Source organism: Chloroflexota bacterium (genome assembly GCA_026710945.1).
Lineage (GTDB): Bacteria > Chloroflexota > UBA11872 > VXOZ01 > VXOZ01 > VXOZ01.
This window is the reverse complement of the sequence record JAPOQA010000054.1, coordinates 169,793-189,877: the sequence shown is the minus strand read 5'-3', so window position 1 is coordinate 189,877 and position 20,085 is coordinate 169,793. Positions and strand designations below refer to the sequence as shown.

Annotated in this window: 18 protein-coding genes and 1 tRNA gene; 6 read left to right on the top strand and 13 right to left on the bottom strand. The window is 58.4% G+C overall.

All coding sequences use genetic code 11. The features are described 5' to 3' along the window. Positions 1-78: 78 nt before the first annotated feature. From OXE05_11215 to OXE05_11205, 3 genes are all read left to right on the top strand, one after another. On the top strand, positions 79-324 hold the full coding sequence (locus tag OXE05_11215) for an acyl carrier protein (GenBank protein ID MCY4437890.1): 246 nt from the start codon (positions 79-81) through the stop codon (positions 322-324). A gap of 141 nt (positions 325-465) precedes the next feature. After that, positions 466-1,167, top strand: a complete 702-nt coding sequence (locus tag OXE05_11210) for a 4'-phosphopantetheinyl transferase superfamily protein (GenBank protein ID MCY4437889.1) — start codon at positions 466-468, stop codon at positions 1,165-1,167. Between the two features lie 29 nt (positions 1,168-1,196). Beyond that, a complete protein-coding gene (locus OXE05_11205) occupies positions 1,197-2,105 on the top strand; it encodes an alpha/beta hydrolase (GenBank protein ID MCY4437888.1) in 909 nt (302 codons plus the stop codon). Positions 2,106-2,322: 217 nt separating this feature from the next. On the opposite strand, the gene OXE05_11200 is transcribed toward OXE05_11205, so the two are convergent. The 5 genes from OXE05_11200 to OXE05_11180 all read right to left on the bottom strand — a co-directional run bounded on the left by OXE05_11200 (position 2,323) and on the right by OXE05_11180 (position 9,176). Beyond that, positions 2,323-4,062 carry a hypothetical protein gene (locus tag OXE05_11200; protein ID MCY4437887.1) on the bottom strand — a complete coding sequence of 580 codons (1,740 nt, stop codon included), beginning with the start codon at positions 4,060-4,062 and terminating at the stop codon, positions 2,323-2,325. Between the two features lie 82 nt (positions 4,063-4,144). Beyond that, complete coding sequence (locus OXE05_11195) at positions 4,145-4,933, bottom strand: phytanoyl-CoA dioxygenase family protein (protein ID MCY4437886.1); 789 nt, start codon at positions 4,931-4,933, stop codon at positions 4,145-4,147. A 241-nt stretch (positions 4,934-5,174) separates the two neighbouring features. Next, positions 5,175-6,143: a hypothetical protein gene (locus tag OXE05_11190; protein MCY4437885.1), complete on the bottom strand. Its 969-nt coding sequence runs from the start codon at positions 6,141-6,143 to the stop codon at positions 5,175-5,177. Between the two features lie 214 nt (positions 6,144-6,357). Beyond that, positions 6,358-7,755 carry a hypothetical protein gene (locus tag OXE05_11185; GenBank protein ID MCY4437884.1) on the bottom strand — a complete coding sequence of 466 codons (1,398 nt, stop codon included), beginning with the start codon at positions 7,753-7,755 and terminating at the stop codon, positions 6,358-6,360. Between the two features lie 59 nt (positions 7,756-7,814). Then, on the bottom strand, positions 7,815-9,176 hold the full coding sequence (locus OXE05_11180; protein MCY4437883.1) for a neutral/alkaline non-lysosomal ceramidase N-terminal domain-containing protein: 1,362 nt from the start codon (positions 9,174-9,176) through the stop codon (positions 7,815-7,817). Positions 9,177-9,258: 82 nt separating this feature from the next. On the opposite strand from OXE05_11180, the gene OXE05_11175 reads away from it, so the two are divergent. Next, entirely contained in the window at positions 9,259-10,044 is a 786-nt protein-coding gene (locus OXE05_11175) for a Nif3-like dinuclear metal center hexameric protein (protein MCY4437882.1), read from the top strand. 167 nt (positions 10,045-10,211) lie between these two features. Here the strand turns inward: OXE05_11175 and OXE05_11170 are convergent, their stop codons facing one another. Next, the gene (locus OXE05_11170) at positions 10,212-10,703 is read right to left on the bottom strand and encodes a MarR family winged helix-turn-helix transcriptional regulator (GenBank protein ID MCY4437881.1); all 492 of its coding nucleotides are present in this window, start codon (positions 10,701-10,703) and stop codon (positions 10,212-10,214) included. Positions 10,704-11,227: 524 nt separating this feature from the next. On the opposite strand from OXE05_11170, the gene OXE05_11165 reads away from it, so the two are divergent. Beyond that, entirely contained in the window at positions 11,228-11,995 is a 768-nt protein-coding gene (locus OXE05_11165; GenBank protein ID MCY4437880.1) for an HAD-IA family hydrolase, read from the top strand. Positions 11,996-12,049: 54 nt separating this feature from the next. Here the strand turns inward: OXE05_11165 and OXE05_11160 are convergent, their stop codons facing one another. The 3 genes from OXE05_11160 to OXE05_11150 are packed head-to-tail and all read right to left on the bottom strand — an operon-like array spanning position 12,050 to position 14,600. After that, positions 12,050-12,874 (bottom strand): phosphosulfolactate synthase, encoded by an 825-nt coding sequence (locus OXE05_11160; GenBank protein ID MCY4437879.1) that lies wholly within the window; start codon positions 12,872-12,874, stop codon positions 12,050-12,052. 11 nt (positions 12,875-12,885) lie between these two features. After that, on the bottom strand, positions 12,886-13,707 hold the full coding sequence (locus OXE05_11155; GenBank protein MCY4437878.1) for an amidohydrolase family protein: 822 nt from the start codon (positions 13,705-13,707) through the stop codon (positions 12,886-12,888). A 14-nt stretch (positions 13,708-13,721) separates the two neighbouring features. After that, positions 13,722-14,600, bottom strand: a complete 879-nt coding sequence (locus OXE05_11150; GenBank protein MCY4437877.1) for a sugar phosphate isomerase/epimerase — start codon at positions 14,598-14,600, stop codon at positions 13,722-13,724. Positions 14,601-14,854: 254 nt separating this feature from the next. Here OXE05_11150 and OXE05_11145 point away from each other — a divergent pair, with 254 nt between their 5' ends. Continuing rightward, positions 14,855-16,213 carry a sulfatase gene (locus OXE05_11145; protein MCY4437876.1) on the top strand — a complete coding sequence of 453 codons (1,359 nt, stop codon included), beginning with the start codon at positions 14,855-14,857 and terminating at the stop codon, positions 16,211-16,213. A 107-nt stretch (positions 16,214-16,320) separates the two neighbouring features. Here the strand turns inward: OXE05_11145 and serS are convergent, their stop codons facing one another. The 4 genes from serS to OXE05_11125 all read right to left on the bottom strand — a co-directional run bounded on the left by serS (position 16,321) and on the right by OXE05_11125 (position 19,923). After that, complete coding sequence (gene serS, locus OXE05_11140; protein MCY4437875.1) at positions 16,321-17,604, bottom strand: serine--tRNA ligase; 1,284 nt, start codon at positions 17,602-17,604, stop codon at positions 16,321-16,323. Next, entirely contained in the window at positions 17,604-19,115 is a 1,512-nt protein-coding gene (gene lysS, locus OXE05_11135) for a lysine--tRNA ligase (GenBank protein ID MCY4437874.1), read from the bottom strand. The genes serS and lysS overlap by 1 nt, the downstream gene beginning before the upstream one ends. Then, complete coding sequence (gene greA / locus OXE05_11130; protein ID MCY4437873.1) at positions 19,112-19,576, bottom strand: transcription elongation factor GreA; 465 nt, start codon at positions 19,574-19,576, stop codon at positions 19,112-19,114. Before greA ends, lysS begins: the two co-directional genes overlap by 4 nt. Positions 19,577-19,850: 274 nt before the next feature. After that, positions 19,851-19,923: transfer RNA gene (locus OXE05_11125), tRNA-Glu, on the bottom strand. Between the last annotated feature and the right edge of the window lie 162 nt (positions 19,924-20,085).

The window sequence follows — 20,085 nt, the reverse complement described above, 5'->3', positions numbered from 1 at the left end:
CTCATTGACTAAGTGGTCGTCACTTGCTATGGTTGCAGCAGAGTTTAGCATGAGATTTTTTGTGGGAGGATTATTCATATGGCAGCGACTGCAGAGCGCATGAAGCAGCTTGTTGCGTCGAACCTAGAGGTGGATGGCAAGCCGTTGGGACCTGACTTCGACCTCGGCGCCAGTCTCGCCGATGCCGGTGTTTCATCCATGGACATCGTTGCGTTTGCGAAGGTAGTCGCCCAGGAATTCAGTGTAGAGATCACGCGCGAGAATTGCCCAACGCTTAACAGCCTTCAAGAGCTGGTTGACGCCATTGATGCCCGCGAGGGGTAGGTCGTGTCCCAATTGCCGGCAATGTAAATTCTGGGCAATTTTTTTATACTTGTGACAATTCGCCGCTCCTGCAGGAGCGGCGAATTTCTTAGCTGGGCTAGTTAGTCCGTGATGTGCCGGCTCAACAAGCGTCCGATGCCTATGCCTGCCATAGACTTGCGCTGGTGGACCCATTTCAAGACAATTGGCGCCGTCCGCGTTGCCCATGTTAACGTGCGACCTCAACCGGAGGCAGAAGCGGCTGCGTATAGATGGCTAGACGAAGGGGAACGAGGTCGGTTGCGGCGCTTCGCTTTTGACGGCCCACGACGCAGGTTTGCCCTATGTCGTTCCGCCCTGCGGGCCATCCTCTGTGAACAGTTGGGGTGTGAGAACGAAGACCTCTTCTTTGCCAGCTCTCCATTTGGTAAACCAATCGCCCGAGAGAGAGGCGCGCCGGCCACCGTCAGCTTCAACGTCAGCCACAGCGGCGATCACGGATTGGTCGCCTACGCACCAACAGGACGGCTGGGCGTGGACGTTGAAGAACGCGATGGGCGCCGCAACCTTGACGTGCTTATAGACACCGTGTTTACGTGCGACGAAAGAGCGGCAATACGGTCGCGGCAGGGACCTGGGCGCGTCCACCTCTTCTACAGGCTCTGGACGTTGAAGGAAGCCCTAATGAAGGCCCAGGGCGAGGGCATCCATCTGAACGCTGCCAGCATCCGGCTTCCTGTGTCCATGCTGCGGGGTACTCAGCAGGGCTCAATGGAATTGTCCCGGTTGCCTGGTGTTTCATGGCACGTTCAAGACCTTGGAAGCGAAGAGTTCGCGGCTGCCGTTGCCTTTGAGATAGACTGAAGTCACAAGTAACAAGAACAGAACCATTCATGGCGAATTCAAAGACGGTATGGGAGGTACCCGAGCCCCACACCACGTTGGACGTGCGGGTAGATAGCGATACAACAATTAGGTTGCGGCGCCACGGTAATTCCAACGGGCCGCGGCTGGTCTTAAGCCATGGCAACGGCCTTGCGATTGACCTCTATTATCCCTTTTGGTCGCACTTGACAAGCGAATTCGACGTGATTGTCCACGATCTGAGGAACCATGGCTGGAATGCAGTGACTTCGGCGAGGGAGCACACTATTGCTACCTTTGCGTCTGACCATGACATTTTGCTTGATGCCATTGAGATAAACTTTGGCAAGAAGCCCATCAGCGGCGTCTACCACTCCGTCTCCGCGCTGACTACTCTGGTCTCTCCCACCAAGGGCAGCCGCCACGCATCGCTCATTCTCTTCGATCCCCCGCTATGCAAGCCTGGCGCCAGCTTTGAGGAATTCGATACCGCAGCCACACGTGCAGCCAGCATGGCACGCCGCCGCACCTTCCACTTCAACTCCAGGGAGGACTTTGTGGAATTGCTTGGCTTCTCACCGATTTTTCAGCATACGGTGCCCGGAACTATCGAACTCGTGGCACAAGCGACGCTGCGGGATAGTGAGGGTGGAACGGGTTTCGAGCTATGCTGCCCTCCCGAATACGAAGCGCAGATAGTCGACTATGCCAGCCCCTATGCCGTTCTCGTGGACTTTCGAAAGTTTCACTGTCCCATTAAGGTCATTGGAGCTGACCCCACCTTGCCATATTCCTATCTGCCAACCCTGGATCTCAGTGACATCCTGAGCGTGGACTATGACTTCTTGCCCGATGCGACACACTTCCTCTCACTGGAAAAACCGGAGGAGTGCGCGGACATCGTGCGGAAATTCATTGCTGAGAATGCGTCTGACTAAAGCAGCATGTCCCATTAGAGTCGGATGGCGCGCAGGCGGGACCGTACCCCTGAAGGTGTGAGGCACAATTCAGACCGAGACTCAGGAGGATAGTCCCGCGCGGCGTGCCTGTGGGGGTTGGACGAGCCCAATTGCGCGGGCGGGGAGCGATAAAGATCGTGAGAGCGTCTCGGTCCGTCTTAGCAGAGGGGAATGCAACGCTGAGGAACTCGCTGTTCTATTGTGCTCTCTCGACTCGCACCGTTACGATGTCCATACCGTGGTACTTTTGGTGCCGCACCGCAGACGCATAGTGCCGTAGCAGCCGAAACGACACCTCTCTATCGTCGTCTGTTTCACTCTGTTCGTCGAGATGTGCCAGCCGGTCTTCCAGATTTTCTTCCGCGAACACCGCCGAGAATTCCAATTCCAGCGCATTGCCTTCCGGGCGTGTGGCAATAATCAAGCGCGGCACTTTGTCCGTGGGGTGCGCACTTTCCGGTCGCAGCAGGCTCGCGAGAGTTTCTTCACCCGCAGAGCGCAGGCGGTCAATAGACTCTTCGTTCCAACTCAGCTTGGCAGCGACTTCCTGCAGAAAAGCGTCAATCTGGGGCAGGTCGGAATTGGCCAGACGCACCTGCAAGCGCCGGCGTCGCGGTCCCGTTATGTCTAGGAGTACCGTTAACGCGATGGCACTTGCTGCACCGATGGTTATGCCATTGCCCAGCAATGCATCCCATGGCGCGCGTAAGACGCCCTCAAAGATATTCTGGTGCTGTAAGCCAACCCCAATTGAGAACGACAGCCCAACAACTAGTGCATCTTGGTACCCAAGCCCCGAGCGCGAGACAGTGCGTATGCCCTCGAAAAAGAGAATCCCAATTGCCACTAACAAGAATGCGCCCATGATGGGGTTGGGAATGGTGAGAAGCAAGCCGGTTACTTTGGGAAACAGCGCCAGGATGAAGAATATCACCCCCATGGCGTAGGCAACCCTGCGGGCGGCTACCCCAGTGAGATTGATGAGGGAGACCGTGAAAGACGAATAGGCGCTCGTGGGCGGTGTACCGGCGAGACCAGACAACAAGATGCCTACCCCGTTGGCATAAAGCGCGCCCTGAATCTTGCGAAAGTCAATTGCTCGCTGCCGGCGCTGTGAGACCTGCTGCACCACTACCGCGTCACCAATGGTCTTAATTGCCTGCACGAGGGTTACTACCAGGAACATCGGCAGCAGTGCCCAAAACCCGGCGGTCGGCGTCAATTCCAGCCCCGGAAAACCGCCTGAAGGCAACCCAACCCACGCCGCTTCACGAAGCCGATCCAATTCGTACATGCCGAAAAACGCCGCCGCCACACAGCCTGCGCCAATGCCGAGAAGCGGCGACCACAGCCGCCAGGAGACAGGCGCGCGCAATGCCAGAATGGTCGTTACTACCAGCGTAACCAGCGCCACGCCCGGACCGGCAATTGCGGGTGTGTCTGCTGGAACTTCATTCAGGCGGTCGAAGGCCACCGGCAGTATCATCGTTGCGATCAACATGAGCACGGTACCGGAAACGGCCGGTGTAATGATGCGGCGCAAACGCGGCAGCCACGCCGCAATTGCCAGATAGAAGAGCGCCGACAGGATAATCAGACTCGCGAGTGTGGCCGGTCCGCCTTCCGCAAGTGCTAAGACCGAGACTGCAACATAGTTTGGCGTGGTGCCGGTAATGAGAAGGTGGCGCGTGCCGAGCCAGCCAATGCCGGCCGCCTGCAGCGCCGTGATCGCCCCACCGACGATGAGCGACGCAAACACGGCCCACGTGAGATAGCGCTCGTCCTGGCCGGAGGCTACCGCCGTGATGGCCACAATAAGCACGGCAGGAGCCACGACAATCAAGACGCCCTGCGCTCCCACGACTACCGCCGTAAACAACGAACAAGGCTCATCCGGTTCGTAACGGATGTTCTCGCCTAGGCGGGCTGACGCCAAGCAGGGCCTCCTAACAGAGCGCCATTTAGTCTATCTCAACGCACTCACTGCAAGGGCACGTGGGCAAACTGCCAGACGCGCCTTACACGCCTCCTGGGACGTCCTGACCGCAGATGCGCAGGTAGTCCGGCTTAGGCGCGTCACCTGTGTACTGGAACTCCGCGGCCATGTAGCTCATCGTAATCGCCCGCCGCGACTGCGTCGTGAGATTTGGCGCCGTCCCGTGGAGCAGGAGGCTATGGAAGAAGAGCCCATCGCCCGCTTCCATGGGGACAGCTATCACGTCAGCCGGATCATAGTTAGATTCGTTGATGATATAGTCATCCGGCACCCGCTCATGAGGTACAGGACCGCGCTTGTGGCTGCCGGGAACGGCGGTAATGCAGCCGTTCTCCGGGGTAGCAGGCTCAAAGGGCATCCAGCATGAGCTCAATTCCATCGGCTCAATCGGCCAGTAGGGAGAATCTTGATGCATTCCCTTGGCCGAGCCAACCTGCGCCGGTTTCATTAGCACTGAGTCACGAAAGAGCTTCAGATTCTCGCTGCCGATGAGAGCCTGCATGCGCTTCACGACCTCCGGCATTGTGCCTAGCCCGCGAAAGCGGTCGTCGTGAACGACGAGCCGGTCGATCTTGCGAAATGCATCGCCGCGTCGCTCCGGCCACGGCACCTCGCCGCGTTCCACACGGGGCTCAACCTGGATCTTGACCCCTTCCGGTATGGGCAGGCGATCATACATGTACTCTTCGAGCCGCTCTTTCAGTTCTGCTATGCCCTCAGCCGATACCAGACCCTTGATCAGGAGATAGCCGTTGTCCGCGTAAAATGCTAGCTCCTCTTCAGTCACCATCGACTTCACCTCTGCCATCATTACACCTCCATGGGTCTGTTGTTAAACAATAGGATTGAATCCCAGGTCAGTTTGCCGCTTGCGTCAAGCCCGCTATAGCGGGCTTACAAAATCACCATGCCGGCGTCGCGCCTTGTGCCCCCAAGCGTGCACTGCCGACCCCTGCACGTTCTATGCATTATCGCCGATAGGCATAGTTTAGGAAAGAAACAAGAACGGAAGTATGGACGAAAGCACTACCCGGTCGTTTTGACGCAAACGACTAGAAGAGTGCCGGCTGGCGGGCTTCAAGAGGCCAAGCGTCAAAGCCTCTATCGCGCAAATGAGCGGAGAATTGTTGCGGGCCGAACATCGTGAATACCCGTTTCGGCTTAGCCTGTTCAACATACGCATTGAGTTGATTCCAGTCGCAGTGGTCGCTCAGCGGCAGCGCCTCATCGACACGCATGCGATACTTGCATGAAGGATCGACGGCCCAGCCGCTAAGAAGCACAGTGCGATAGGGAGTGAGCGCGAACGTCTCGGAGCGCCGACGCACATGAGGCGGCATCAAGACGACCGTACCTTCCTCACGCCTGCCGCGCCAGCGGATCAGTTTGCCCGGAAACCTGGCGCCCATCTGTAAGTAGACCGCCGACATCGCATACGTTGATTCGTCCACCTGAACGTCAAAACCCGCGTCCAGCAGGATATGCAAGGCCTCTTGCCCCTTGCCCAGGCTATAGGCGAGCACGACTGGCACTGCTCCCTCATTGAATGTATCGATGACCCACTCGCACAGTTGGCTGACAACGCTCGCACGAGTCGGAAAGACGTAGTCCGGGTGACCGAAAGTCGCATCAATGATGAGCGTATCGCATGGTAAGGGCTGAGCCGGTTGTCCAAAGAGATCCTGCCCGAGGTGCAGATCGCCCGTATACACAATTCGTTCACCGGTTGCATGCACGTCGATGGCGACCTGCGCCGCGCCCAGACAGTGACCGGCCGGAAAGAGCGTTAGCGTGTAATCGTCGCGCTCCAGCGGCTCACCGAACCGAAGCGGCTGCGCTTGCTTGATCTTCATGCGCTGGGCAGCCAAAGCGATAGTTTCCGCAGTCGCAAGCACGTGATGATGCGAGGCAAGGTGGTCGCTGTGCGCGTGAGAGATGTATCCTTCGGCTTTTACTCTCCGCGAATCAAGCCAGAGTTCCAGCGTGGGAAGAAAAATGCCCGGTTCAATTGGAGATTGCATGCGGTACTCATCCAAAACAGTACAGAGAGTTTCAAGAGCTCATTGTAGTGCCAGTAATTCCCTGCAATTCAAGGGGGCGTCAGTCCGCCCTTCGCGTGCACAGTCAATCTAGAGGACTTCTCAAGTCCACACGAGAAAAACCCGTTGGCGGCGTAATGGCAAGCCCCATTTCCTGATTGCAATTCCCTCTACAAAGTAGCAGTCTGACGGCAACCTAAGCGCCTGGCAATATCGAGCTCACGAGTTCAAGCGCTCGGCCAACAAAGAGGCCCTGGGTACCTGTGCGGTAATGGGCCGGAGCGAGCTCGTCATCCTGGTAGGAGCCGACTTCGTAGCCGCCGCGTGGGATTTCTCGGTCCGACGCAACGTAGCCGATCATGTCATTCGCCATGCTCACGTGGACTACATCGAGGCCGAATTCTTCCTTCACCCGCCTTCGCGTTTCCATGCCGTATTCCAGGAAGAATTCCCCAGGAAAGCCGACGAACACCAGGTGTCCCACGCGAATAACCTGGAGTTCGGTCTCCAAGCCGTCGGCCAGCGTACCGGCTTCAAGCTGACGGAGAATGCGCTGCGCCCACCGCGCTTTGCAGAAGGGGAGGCGTCTCCCAGTGTCAGGAAACGCACCTGTTTCAAGTGCCTCGCGCAGGTATTCGGCGGTAGGCGGCTCGGCGAACGGAGCAACGATGGATGTGCTGGCTGCGGCCACACCCTCTAAGGAGCGCGGGCTGATGCGTTCGCGTGTTTTTATCACTTCCGCGCCCATGATGCGGCCTTCCCGTTCGAGTTCGGGAAATATCGCTGAGCGGAAGCTGCGGCCGGTTTCGTCGGTGTAATTGGGTCGAATGTCACCATGGCAGCCGAGGAGAAAACCTACTACGCAATCATTGCCGTATACATCCTCCACAAACGACCGCGCTGGGCCGGGATAGTCGGCGCTGATGGCAAAGTTGTCGCTCATGCTCGTGGGATGGCAAGCGTAATTGAAGATGATGCCTGCCGGTTCGCCGGCATCGTTATCAAAGCGCAATACCGGCAGCGAATGGTCCACGAGGCCGTCGGGGCGGGGACAATTGACCACTTCACCGTTGCGCTCGCCGCGTCGGTTGATGGCGAGACCGTACTGCCCAGTGCCAATGCCACCGTGCACGTTCTGAAACCCTTGCATCGCCATGGCTACGACGCCCGCGAGCTTGTTCTCCAGCTCGGTCAGGTAGTCGTGGTCGAGGATCGGCAGCGCGTACGTCAGTTCCTCATCGGGAATACCACCCGGATACGGTACGCTGGCGCCCGGCAGCCCCGCGCCCCAATCTTTCGTGTTGGGGCCGCTGTGGGCATGGGTCATGCCCAGCATGACGTGGGAGCCCGGTATCCCTGTCGCCGCCGTGATTTTCCTGCGAATAGCGTGCGTGCGCTCCAAAGAAATGTCAACGAGATCGGCGCCAACAACGGCAACAGTGGTATCTCCATCGTCAAATACATAGGCAGCGGCGTAGAGTTCGTCGTGAATGTCATCAGAAGGCTGCTGGCGATTGCCATAGCCGCCGAGATGCGTACCCACCGGCGGAGTTATGTTTACTTTCGCCGCACCCATGCGGACGCTACCGGACATCATCTGCCTTTCTTGCTTCTCTAGTGCGGAATATCGGTGGAATCAGTGAATTGCGAAATCTAGTCTGCCGGTTGAGAAACCTGCTCTGCGAGAGCCAAGGCGCGACTCACCACGAATTGCTCGGTCTCCGGCCGGAACGGCGCCGGATACCAGAACCAGCGGTAAAAGTCAGCCGGTTCGGAGCCGCCTTCAGGATAGGACTTGGCAGTGCAGACGTAGCCTACTTCCGAGTTGCTGTAGCCGAGGGTGAGCGCCATCTGCGCCCGGTGGCTGTCCTGCAGCGCCCGCTCGATTGCCAGCCCGATTTCCACAAACACCTCACCACCCATGGCGACGATGCAAACACCGCCGAGCCTCACAACTTGGACTTCCATATCTACTGTTGTGGGAAGTTTCTCGCCGTTCTCCAGCTTCTCGATGAGGTAGTCTGCCCACGTGAGCCAGCGATTGCGGCCGGATTCCGTGCGATACAACTTGAGCTCCTCTATTGTGGGGGGATCTTGGAAGGGGAGCGGGAGTTGCTCTCTGGCGACGGCGATGGGATAACCCACGGCCATATGGCTCTCGCGCGCCGCGCGTACCGCCACAGCGCCGGCGCCGCGGCCGAGCGCCTGGATCTCCGCCGCCGTGCAGGGATGAAAGCGATCGCCTGCCGGTGTCAGCACTCTTGGACGGATGTTACCGCCACAGCCGGTCAGAAAGACCGCAATCGGCGCGCCCTCCGTTGCAAATGAGCGCTCAATCTCGTCTTTGGCCGGCGAAATGTAATCACCCCCAATTACGGGATTACCGCGATAGTCAAAGCCCGTGCCGTGACAAGCCGCCGAAAAGACGATAGCGAGCGCCGAGCCGTCCAGGCGATCGACGCGTATGACTCGCGCGCGGTTATCCACCGTATCCTCATAGTTGGGCAGCATGCTCGAGGTGCCATCCACTACTTTCCTGCGATTGATGGCAAACAAGCCCTCCGCCTCACCAATGGCAAGCGAGGCTGGCTCAAGAGCTGCATTAGCACGCGCCACGGTATCGGTGATGCGCTGGATGACCCACTCACGGTATTCCAAGTCCACGGGGTCCGGCGAAAGCACAGAGATGCTGGGGCCGGAATGCGTGTGGGAAGCATTCAGCAGGACGTTATCACCGGGGATGTCGGTCTGTTTGGCAATGCGCGCCCGTATCGCGGAGGCCAGCGAGGCTTCCATGTAAATGAGGTCATTGCCGACCAGCGCAACTTTTGTCGATCCATCGTCCAAAACGACGGCGGTGCTATAGAGGTCGTCAAGCACACCCGTTGATATCACCGTCATGCCGCTTTGGAGCAAGCCTCCAATTGCCGGTGTGATCTGCGTTTTGGCCGCTCCCGCCCACAGCGGGGCACGTTCTGGCAGCACCTCGTCCTCCCGCGTCAGCCAATTCTGCATTTGCTGCTCCCTCTCGTTACTATTCGCTATCATGATGCAGTGAGTTCATACATGCAAGTCATGCCAGGAGAAGGGTGCAAAAATGCGTACGTCCGAAGTACTACGGGAAATTGTAGACTCCTGCGGCCCTCAGGGCGGCGATGAAGGGATTCTCTTTGGCGACCGAGAGCAGGAAGTTGGCGGTATCCAAGTGTGCTGGATGGCGAGCCTCGATGCCATTGAACATGCGAAAGAGGCTGGCGCCAACCTCATCATTGCCCATGAGGACCTGTACTTTCCGTCGTGGCGGCCTCCGCACAGCACGACGCCGGTGGAGTATCTAAGCTGGCGTGTGAACCAGCGGCGCATCGGATTGCTTGCGGAGAGCGGTATTGCGGTCATTCGTGCCCACGGGATGCTGGATCGTCACTGCATCTTTACTGCCTTCGCCGAGAGGCTTAGCCTCGGCAAGCCGGCGGTAGACGAAGGACCTTACCTCAAGGCCTATGACCTGCCTCCGGGCACGACCTATGGGGCGCTCGTAGAGCACGTAAAATCCGCACTCGGCATGGAGGCGGTGCGAGCGACACCATACGATCCGACGGCGACGGTGCGGCGGGCGGGGTTGCCCTGGGGTGGCCTGGGCCTCTTCGTTAATGTCGGCTACATGCAGTCAACTCTCAAGTACGGCTGTGACGTATTCATTGCAGGGGAGAGCGACAACTACGGCATGCACTTTGCGCTAGACTCCGGAGTGCCGATGATCGAAACCAGCCACGAAGTGAGTGAGAACCCCGGACTTGCCATCTTTGCCCAAGAGCTCCAGGCAAGGCTACCCGAAGTACCGGTACATTACTACGAAAACCAGATGCCGTGGCGTTGGTGGTAGCGTGGAGATCTAGCCCGCACTCCGCTTGCATACGTGACATGGGTGTGCACGGGGCCAAGCATGACGTCTACGCGGTCGCGGCGTGTAACATACAATGACTCTGTAGTCTCGCCCAGGGGCTGAAGGGTCCGCATTCGAGGAGTTGCTCGGGCTCCCGCCGCCTCTACCTAATCCAACCCTTGGTCGGCCTCTCCCTCTTCCCACTTCTGCGAGAAGTTCAAAACTATTCTCTCGGAGACCGCGATGAATACGGCCCGTTCTTCCGGTGTAATGCCTTCCGCCAGCATGGCATTGTGCTCTTGAACCCGTTCAATGAGTATAGGAACCAGGCGGAGCCCTTCCTCTGTCAATCCAAGACTCACCACCCGCCGGTCCCCCCGCAGACGCCTCCTCGTTAGCATTCCCTGTTCGAAGAGCTTGTTCACGGTACGACTGACGCTGCCGGCATCAACCGGCGCCACTTTCGCCAATTGGGAAACCGTAGTTGTCCCGGAACGGAAGCAGACGCCGAGAATGATGAACTCTATCGGAGAAACGCCAAGGGGCATGAGTTGCTTCGCAATGCCCTTTGTTACCGCGTTTGCCAGGCCGGAGACATAGACCCCGAGATAGTCGGGCGTCGGTCCCCAAATCTCATCCTTTAGTGATGCTTGGCTCAAAGCGCTTGAACTTTCTACGAATAATTAATGTCAGGCAAACTATCTGGAGCCATTGTATCATACGCAACTCATGCCATTCATACGGTGCAATCCATGCCCTACGTTTCAGTAATGCGAGAGCATCCCCACAGCAGAATATCTATAGCACTTGGTGCGATTTGAGGTGTTGCCCGCGTACGGTTCCATGTATCCTCTCCCAATTCAATAGACTCAGGCGTGGCCATCGGGTACGATTGCAGCGCAGCCATGGGAGAGGACCGGGTGTGAAGGGATAGACCTGCCAGTCTCTCATTATGCAGAATCTCTACTCTTGCGCTCGCCAAACGACGCTGGATGACAAAGCACGCAATCCAATTTCGTGAAAAAGGGGCCTAGGCGCGCTTCTCCGTGATGGTCCGCCGCGGCAGCAATCAGCAAGTCCCACGCTTCGGTTGTCCAGCCGCCGGAACGTGGAATAGGAGGGTTCGCTCCCCAATTCTTGGGCGGGGAATCCTCAGTGCTCAGACTAAGCGGGGAGCGGAGCCATGAGATCGACGAGTGCGGCGGCCACGGGCAAGGCCGTGAACAATGCGCACCCGCAAAGCCCGGCACTTTGCGATCGGCCCGCGCTTGTGCTATTGGACGCCTACGGCACGCTATTCGCGCCGGTTTCCTATGGCTCACCGGTAGTGCGCCTCTGCCAGTTGCTGGCGGCAGATGGCGTACATGTTGACCCAAAGAGTGCAGAGAGAGCACTCTTTGCGGAAATCAGACTATACCGCGAGCGGTTTCCCTATATTCGCGACCAGCAGGAACTAGGACAACTAGAGCTTGCAGCTAGCGATGTCATGTTGGCGGAGCTGGCAATCAAACAGTTCCCGCGCAAACGCATGCGCCAGCACCTGCTTGATCTATTTCGCCTTGAGGTCTTTTCCGATGTGAATCCGGCGCTTGGTCGCCTGCAAGAACGCAGACTAGCGCTCGGCGTGGTAAGCAATTTCAATGCAATGCTCGGTGACTACCTGGCACAACTCGACCTAAAAGAGTGGTTCAGCGTGGTTGTGTGCTCAGCCGACGTGGGCGTAACCAAGCCGGATCCTGTAATCTTCCATGCGGCAATCAAGCAACTTGGGATGCAACCCGAGCAGGCGATCTACGTCGGAGACGACTTGCACAATGATTACCACGGCGCACGGCAAGCGGGCCTCCACGCGGTGTGGCTCAACCGCGATGGTGCGCCAACGCCGGAGGGAGTGCGTTCAATTACGACTCTTGCGGAACTTCCCGGGCTATTGGGCCATGAGAACTCGTGACCACAACGCAGAGGATGGCCGCGTTATACTGGGTCCACGTTTCAGAGCATGCCGTCATCCACAGCTTCCCTCCATGCCTTCATCGCGCATGAGCCCACTGGGAAGTTCCCCGCCCGCATTGACGCCCAAGCCTCTGCGGGCGGTTTCAATGCGGAGCAAGCTATCCGGCAAGACATTGCCAATGTTTACGTTGGGGCCAAGAGTCTGCATGAGCCAGCGGGCCAGGGTATCCGGCTCTGAGTAGGTGGTGCCTTCAATCCACGGGCCCGTAAGCTCGAACATGAGCTTCTCGAGCGGCGCCGCCTTTGTGAGTTGTGCGGCCAAGGACTTGTCTCGCCCATGGCCGAATATTTCCGCCGCCTCCACAAGCACCTTGCTGCTGCCGGCCTCCAGGCACGCCGCAATGTCCTCTTCGAGGCTTACCGTGACGGCCAATCCCTCTTTCTTACCCACTTCGCCATAGACTTCGAGGCCGTACGTCGCTCGCGCCTTGGCGATTAGCGCCTTCTTTTCGTCCAGGGAAATTGAGAGTAAGTTGTCAGAGACCTCAACGGCATGGAATCCGATCGCTCGTGTTTCTCCAAAATACTCGTCCACCTTCCCACAGAGCACGGCGTACTCGAGGAACTGCCCGCCAGGATAGGGCGCCACGTCAAACTGCTGGTAGAGGCTGATCTTTTGCATTACCAACTCACGCGGCAACAATCGCGCCACACCCACGGCAAGTTTGGCGGAATCGATATATGCGCTCGCGAGCCGAAGGATGTCCTCCTGCTGGCTAAGCCCGAGGCCAAAGTCAATCATCATTGTTTGACCGGACGTCCGCGGCTTAGCGGGACGCTCCAGCATGGGGATTGCGGAAAAAGCGTATTCAGACATTGCAGTATTGCCTAGAGAATGCCAAGAATGCGGGCCATGTTGCCATAGTACACCTGGTCTTTGTCCAGCGAATCCGCGCCGAGGCGGTCTAAGAACGCATCGTAAGCGGTGACAACGTCTGGAATCTCCGGTGCCGTTACATCGGAGCCGAACACCAGCTTGTGGGTAATCCCTGCGCCAGCCACCGCGTTGTACATCATCTCGTGCACGACTTTGCGATTGCCGTAGCGAATAGTGATCGGCCCGCTGAGGTCCCAGTAGACGTTCTCATTCCAACGGGCTACCCACGCGGCTTCAGCAAATGAGGGTGAGCCAAGATGCGCTCCAATGAGCGTGAGCTTCGGAAACGCCCGCGCAATCGGATCGAGCATCCAGGGCATCATGCGCGCGGTGCTCACGTCTTCTGCCCGCGACCCGCTGCCAGGAGCGCGAAAAAGCTGCCCCGTGTGAAAGAGAATTGGCATATTGCGGGCTTCCGCCCGCTCGTAGAGCGGATAATACGACTTACTGTCGTAGTTTTCCAAGGGGCGAATCGTCTTGAGGCCGCGAAATCCCATGTCGCCAAGCTCATCGACAATGGTCGGTTCATCGACCCCAAGGCGAATATAGCCAAAACCTGTGATTAAGTCGGGTTGGTCTTTGATGAGTCTCGCTACAGCATCATGTACGGGCGGATCGCCGGTGGAAAGCAAACATAGCCGCTGGCAGCCAAGCGCGCGCTCCATGCTGAGAAGATCATCGAGCTGGCGTTCAATAGGAACTTGCGAACCCGTCGGATCGAAGGCCGTCTGCGGATAGTGGACGTGGGCATCGATGAAACGTCGGTACGCCATTGCGGTGTCCCCTGCTACACACCGAGAGTTTCACGAATACACTGGCGGCTCAAGACGGCATCTTCCTTAACCGAGCGATGGGCTTCCATGCCATGACCTGGCTCAATTTCGACCACCACCCAGCCGCTGTAGTCCGAACTCCTGAGCGATCCGGCTACGGCATGCCAGTCGATAGCGCCGTCTCCGATTGCCTCCACGAGCACGCCGTCGGGCCGGCAGTCCTTGTAATGCACGTACCCGATGCGGGAGCGAAACGAGTCAATGAAGCTTACTGCGTCAGCCGTGCCGATAACGCGCGCGGCATTGGCAATGTCGTAAGCCAAGCTGATATACCCAGGATCAAGCTCGAGAATGCGGCGCATTTCACGGAATTCGTCTTCCAATTCTGGCCCGTGGGTATGATGGAAGCAGTGTGCGCCATGGTCGTTGAAGAGCGCGCACGCTTGCTGCAGGTACGTGTTCTGGGTGGCAAGTTCCTCATCCGTCTTCGACTCGTCCTTCTTTGCCGCCGGGCTGATCAAGACGGTACCGCAGCCGATGGCTTGGGCAAACGTGGCAATGATCTGCAAATTGGGTAACGTTTGCTCGCTGGCAACGTCGTCCGCATAGAAGACGCCGCCGGTATGCAACGCCGCCAAAGTCAGACCGTGTTCGGCAATAAGCGCGCCTACCTCCGCCGGATCGGGCATGGTGGTAGTTTCGCTGTCGCCGGCCGTCGGCGCGCCGCCGGGACGCAAGGCGTTGAACCGGCCTCCGGCCAAGAAATGATAGCCAATCTCCACACCGCTATAGCCAGATTCCGCAATTTGCTGCAGAACGGTATCGAGATTCTCCGCAATTGGAAACTCGCGGAGCCACGCGTTCGCTTGTATGCCAACCTGTATCTCAGCCATTGCACCATCCTTTGCACAGTCTCATCGGGTCACCGCCATGGTGAATCTCATCTATTGCCGGCGCGGTCAGTGTCCAGGCAGAGTAGACGTGGACGCGGCCGGCGCATTGAGTGTGTGGCGGGTCTAGGATACCATGAATTGCGGTCAGTGATTGAATGTGCGCGAGTGTGGCAACCTGCTCGCTGCGTCGCATTTGCCGCTGCCGAACAGAGGATCCACCCCGCTATCGAGCAGGAGGAGTTTTGGAATAACCGATGAACATCATCTATATCGTCTCCGATACGTTTCGCTACGACCACATTGGCGCGAACGGCAATCCGGACATTCGCACACCGTATCTCGACGCTTTTGCCGCAGAGAGTGTCAGCTTCGACAATTGCTACGTGGGCTCGTTTCCCACCGTGCCCCATCGCACTGACCTGCTCGCAAGCCACTATGTCTACCATACCCGGGGCTGGGCGCCTCTAGCGCAAGGGGAAGACACGCTGGCCACAATTCTCGGGCGTGATGGCTATGTCAATCAGATGGTGGTCGATCACGTGCAGCTCTTCCGCCCGGGCATGAACTTTCACGCCGGTTTTGACGGCTGGCAAGCTGTGCGGGGCCAAGCCGGCGAGCCGTACGTCACCGATCCCGTGCCGGTAGAACTACCCTGCGCGCCGGAGAAGATCCGCATGCCCGAAGCGGCAATTCGCTACCTCAAGAACGTCTACTACCGCACCCACGAGCGTGAACACTTTGTGGCGCAGACTTTTGCGCAAGCTGCTGACTGGCTCGAGCGCAACTACACCCACGAGAAATTCTTCCTCTATGTCGACACCTTCACGCCGCACGAGCCATGGGACCCGCCCCAGCACTACACGGACATGTACGATCCCGGCTACGAGGGGGAGAAGATCTTCTGGCCGCGCTACGACCGTTGCGACTATCTGACGGAGCCGGAGCTACGGCACGCCCGCGCGCTGTATGCCGGTTCAGTCTCGCTGGTGGATACGTGGTTCGGCCACTTCATCGAGCGGGTCAAGCACCTGGACCTCTGGGACGACACCATCATCGTCTTCAACGCGGACCACGGCTTCTACATCGGTGAGCACGGCTACATCGGCAAGCATACCGTTCTGGAACCAAAGCAAGGCTGGCCGATGTACCGTGAGGTGTCCCGCGTGCCTCTGCTCGCCCACGTGCCGGGCATGGCGCCGCGGCGGACGAACGCGCTCGTACAAGCCATTGACGTAACGCCAACTGTCTTAGAGTTGATCGGCGCGCCGGCGCCGGACGGACTCCACGGCCGGTCGCTCGCGCCGCTGCTGCGCGGTGAGACCGATGCCCACCGCGACGCCGTCATCAGCTCACCGCTCTTGCCCACACAAGAGGACGTGTTGCTCTACAGCACCGTCAACGACGGCGAATGGACGCTCATGGACCCGGGCAAGCGCGGCTTGGAAGCTGCTGAACTCTACAATCTGGCAGCGGACCCCGGCGAGGAGCACAACGTGATCGCGGACCATCCGGACGTGGCGCAACGGCTCCACGAGCGGTACCTGCAAGAACTGGCGGCATTGGGCACGGAGAGTGCGCGGGTTGACCTGCGCCACTGGCCTGGTGATTCATAGACAGATGCCAAGAGAAGATGGATTCCCGCGTGCGCGGGAATGACGGACAAGGTGCGGGAATTGCGGAGTCTGTCGAGCTATTTCAATGATAGTGGCAAGCCCGTGGCTTAGCCGGAGGACGATATCCGCTCCATGCCGCCGAGATACGGGCGCAAAACCGCAGGGATGATCACGCTGCCATCGGGCTGCTGGTTGTTTTCCAGAACGGCAGCGTAGAGGCGAGCGGAAAAGGCCAGGCCGGAGCCGTTGAGCGTGTGCACGAATTCGGGCCGTGCCTGCGCGCTGGGGCGATAGCGCACGTTGATGCGCCGGGCTTGAAAGTCCTCGAAATTCGAGCACGAAGAGACTTCCTGCCACTTCTCGATGCCAGGACACCAGACCTCCAGGTCGTAGCACTTTGTCGCGGCAAAGCCAAGCTCGCCGCCGCACAATTCCAACACGCGATACGGCAGTTCGAGCTGCTGCAGGACTGCCTCGGCGTCGTCTCGGAGCGTCTCCAGTTCGTCGTAGGAAGTCTCTGGCGCGACGAACTTTACCATCTCGATCTTTTCGAATTGATGCAGACGTAGCAGACCGCGCGTATCCTTGCCCGCGGCGCCTGCTTCCCGTCGAAAACAGGGCGTGTACGCGGTGTACTTAAGGGGCAGTTGCGCGGCGTCGAGGATCTCATCGCGGTGAATGTTCGTCACCGGCACCTCAGCCGTGGGCACGAGGAAGAGATCATCGGGATCGGTACGGTACATATCGTCTTCGAACTTGGGAAGCTGCCCGGTGCCCGTCATCACCTCGCGCCGCACCACAAACGGCGGCCAGACTTCCTGATACCCGTGCTTCTGGACGTGTAAGTCCAACATCCAATTCGCCAGCGACCGCAACAAGCGCGATCCATCACCCTTGAAGAGCGGAAATTGCGCCCCCGCAATCTTTGCGCCTCGCGGAAAATCGAGAATATCTAAGGCCGCGCCGATGTCCCAATGAGCCTTGGGCTCAAAGCCAAACTGCGGCCGGTCGCCCCACTCCGCATGCACGAGGTTCTCTTCTTCCGTTGTCCCGGAAGGCACACTGGTGTGCGGAACATTAGGTATCTCAAGCACCGCTGCCGAAATGCGCTGTTCGATTTCCGCCACGTCGCTATCGAGGCTCTTGATCCGCTGGCCGACCGCGCGCATCTGCTCTCGCAGCGCACTCATTGCTTCTCTATCCTTGGCGGCGCCAATAGTCTTAGACGTCCGATTGCGTTCCGCTTTCAAAGATTCGCTCTCTTGCAACAGCGCCCGGCGCTCGCCATCCCATGCCACAAGCTGATCGATGACGCTGGGATCTTCACCGCGCCGCGCAAGGCCGGACTTCACATCTTCTGTCTGCTCTCGTATGCGGCGAATGTTCAGCATCACTCAGCCTCCTGGGTGCGGACAGGTGGAAAGAGTATGACATCACGAATCGAGGCGCTGTTCGTAAAGAGCATGGCCATGCGGTCGATGCCGATACCGATGCCGCCGGTTGGGGGCATGCCGTACTCCAACGCCGTGAGAAAGTCTTCATCGAGGGGCTGCGCCTCTTCATCCCCGGCTGCGCGCTCCTTTACTTGCTCTTCAAGTCGCTGGCGTTGGTCAAGGGGATCGTTGAGTTCGCTAAAGGCATTGGCAATTTCCAGGCCGCCTACAAACGCCTCGAACCGCTCGACAAGGCGGGAATCGTCTTCTCTGCGCTTCGCCAGCGGCGAAAGCGCTACGGGATAATCCAGCAGCAAGGTTGGCTGCATGAGTGTCGGCTCCACACATTCGGCCAAGAGTTCATCTACAAGTGTAGACCACGTAACGCGCTCCGGCACGCCGATGCCGCGTGATTGTACCTGCGCAAGCAGCGCATCGGTATCGGGGTACGCGTATATGTCGATGCCGGTTGCGGACTCGATGGCCTCATGCAGTTTGATGCGCCGCCACGGCGGCGTGAAGTCCAGCGTTTCATCACCGTAAGGCATCTGCGGCGAACCATGGACGGCCAGGGCAACTCGGTAGTAGAGCTCTTCAAGGAGTGACATCATGTCGGAATAATCGGCATATGCCTGGTACGCTTCCAACATGGTGAACTCGGGGTTGTGGTCGCGGTCCATGCCCTCATTGCGAAACGTGCGGCCGATTTCATAGACGCGCTCGAACCCGCCTATGAGGCAGCGCTTGAGATAAAGCTCCGTGGCGATTCGCAGGTAGAAGTCCTGGTCGAGGGCGTTGTGGTGCGTGATGAACGGGCGGGCAAAAGCGCCGCCGTAGAGCGGCTGGAGCACCGGGGTTTCAACTTCCAGGTAGTCGCGCGCGTCAAAGAATGCGCGCACCTCCCGCACCACGTGGCTGCGCTGCGTGAACGCGTGCCGCACTTCAGGATTGGTGGCCAGGTCCAAATAGCGCTGGCGCAGGCGTGTCTCTGTATCCCGTAGACCATGATACTTTTCCGGCGGGTTCTGCAGTGCCTTGGCAAGCATGACGATGCGGTGGACCTCGAGGGTCGCCTCGCCGGTGCGGGTGCGGAACAGCACGCCTTCTGCGCCGATAATGTCGCCGAGGTCATACAGGTCTACGACCGTCTTGTACGATTCATCGCCAAGGATGTTGAGGCGGAGATAGAGCTGGATGCTGCCGGAAGCGTCGTTGATGTGAGCAAACGCCGCCTTACCCATCTTGCGCACCGTATGGATGCGACCCGCGAGGCGAACCGTTTCCTTTGAAGTAGAAAGCGCTTCAAAGGAGTCGAGTGCAGCGTGCGCCGTATGGGTGCGATGAAAGCGCAGGGGATACGGATCAATGCCCTTTTCGCGCAAGGCATTGAGCTTGCGGAGGCGGAAGTCAACTGGCGACTGGCGTGAGCGATCTGCGTCTTTGACGAAGTCTGACGATTCCGTAGCTATTTTACCTCTTGAATCGTATAAGTCAGCGTGCCGGCGGGCACTTCGACAGTTACCCGATCACCGATACGGTGACCCATCAAGGCATGGCCTACCGGGCTCTCATTAGATATGCGGTTTTCCAGGGGATCGGATTCCGGTGCACCGACAATGGTAAATGTCTCACTATTGCCGTCATCATCCGTGACGATGACCGTTGCTCCCAAATCAACCTCGGCACTGGCATGGTGTTCAGAGACTACCGCATCGCGGAGAATGTGCTCGATCTCTATGATGCGGCCTTCAACGAAGGCCTGCTCTTGCTTGGCCTCGTTGTATTCGCCCATATCGGAGAGATCTCCGCCAAATTCCATCGCCTCATGGATCCGCAGGACGATTTCAGGACGTCGTACGGTCCTAAGTTGCGTTAGCTCTTGGAGAAGCTTGTCTCTGCCTTCAGGCGTCAGCATATGCTGCTCCGCCATGACCGCACCCTCCTATAAAAGAATATGACGGAAAAGAGGCTATCCACTGGTCGCTCTTTTCCAGTCACCTCAATAATAGCAGGTTCAACTGTCGCCGGTCAACGGTTTGAGCGCGGCCGGTTAGCGGCGGACCATTTCCCAGAATCTACGTGCGGCCGTTTACATTACAGGCTGCGCGGTCACCGCTCGTAAAGAGGTATCGCATGGGACACGACGGTAGTGCTTGGCAATCAGGGGCCTGGAAACAACTGCGTTCCACAAAAGGCAAAAAAGGCGCCCCCAGAGGGAATCGAACCCTCGTTACAGGCTTGAAAGGCCTGCGTCCTGGTCCACTAGACGATGGGGGCGAGAGAGGCGCGTTTCACTCTCTCAGTATACCGCAAATCGAAGCTTCTGCGAAGATTAGCAGCGCCTCGAACGCCATTCGAGAGGCGAATTTCTCACTCACAGCTTCCGGCAATTGACCCCGGGCACGCCTGCTCTTGAAGCCATTACTGTTCCCACGTGGC

Coding starts and splice junctions, on each gene's coding strand:
- OXE05_11215 (MCY4437890.1), top strand. CDS start 79: ATGGCAGCGACTGCAGAGCGCATGAAGCAGCTTGTTGCGTCGAACCTA.
- OXE05_11210 (MCY4437889.1), top strand. CDS start 466: ATGCCTGCCATAGACTTGCGCTGGTGGACCCATTTCAAGACAATTGGC.
- OXE05_11205 (MCY4437888.1), top strand. CDS start 1,197: ATGGCGAATTCAAAGACGGTATGGGAGGTACCCGAGCCCCACACCACG.
- OXE05_11195 (MCY4437886.1), bottom strand. CDS start 4,933: ATGATGGCAGAGGTGAAGTCGATGGTGACTGAAGAGGAGCTAGCATTT.
- OXE05_11190 (MCY4437885.1), bottom strand. CDS start 6,143: ATGCAATCTCCAATTGAACCGGGCATTTTTCTTCCCACGCTGGAACTC.
- OXE05_11185 (MCY4437884.1), bottom strand. CDS start 7,755: ATGTCCGGTAGCGTCCGCATGGGTGCGGCGAAAGTAAACATAACTCCG.
- OXE05_11180 (MCY4437883.1), bottom strand. CDS start 9,176: ATGCAGAATTGGCTGACGCGGGAGGACGAGGTGCTGCCAGAACGTGCC.
- OXE05_11175 (MCY4437882.1), top strand. CDS start 9,259: ATGCGTACGTCCGAAGTACTACGGGAAATTGTAGACTCCTGCGGCCCT.
- OXE05_11165 (MCY4437880.1), top strand. CDS start 11,228: ATGAGATCGACGAGTGCGGCGGCCACGGGCAAGGCCGTGAACAATGCG.
- OXE05_11160 (MCY4437879.1), bottom strand. CDS start 12,874: ATGTCTGAATACGCTTTTTCCGCAATCCCCATGCTGGAGCGTCCCGCT.
- OXE05_11155 (MCY4437878.1), bottom strand. CDS start 13,707: ATGGCGTACCGACGTTTCATCGATGCCCACGTCCACTATCCGCAGACG.
- OXE05_11150 (MCY4437877.1), bottom strand. CDS start 14,600: ATGGCTGAGATACAGGTTGGCATACAAGCGAACGCGTGGCTCCGCGAG.
- OXE05_11145 (MCY4437876.1), top strand. CDS start 14,855: ATGAACATCATCTATATCGTCTCCGATACGTTTCGCTACGACCACATT.
- serS (MCY4437875.1), bottom strand. CDS start 17,604: ATGCTGAACATTCGCCGCATACGAGAGCAGACAGAAGATGTGAAGTCC.
- greA (MCY4437873.1), bottom strand. CDS start 19,576: ATGGCGGAGCAGCATATGCTGACGCCTGAAGGCAGAGACAAGCTTCTC.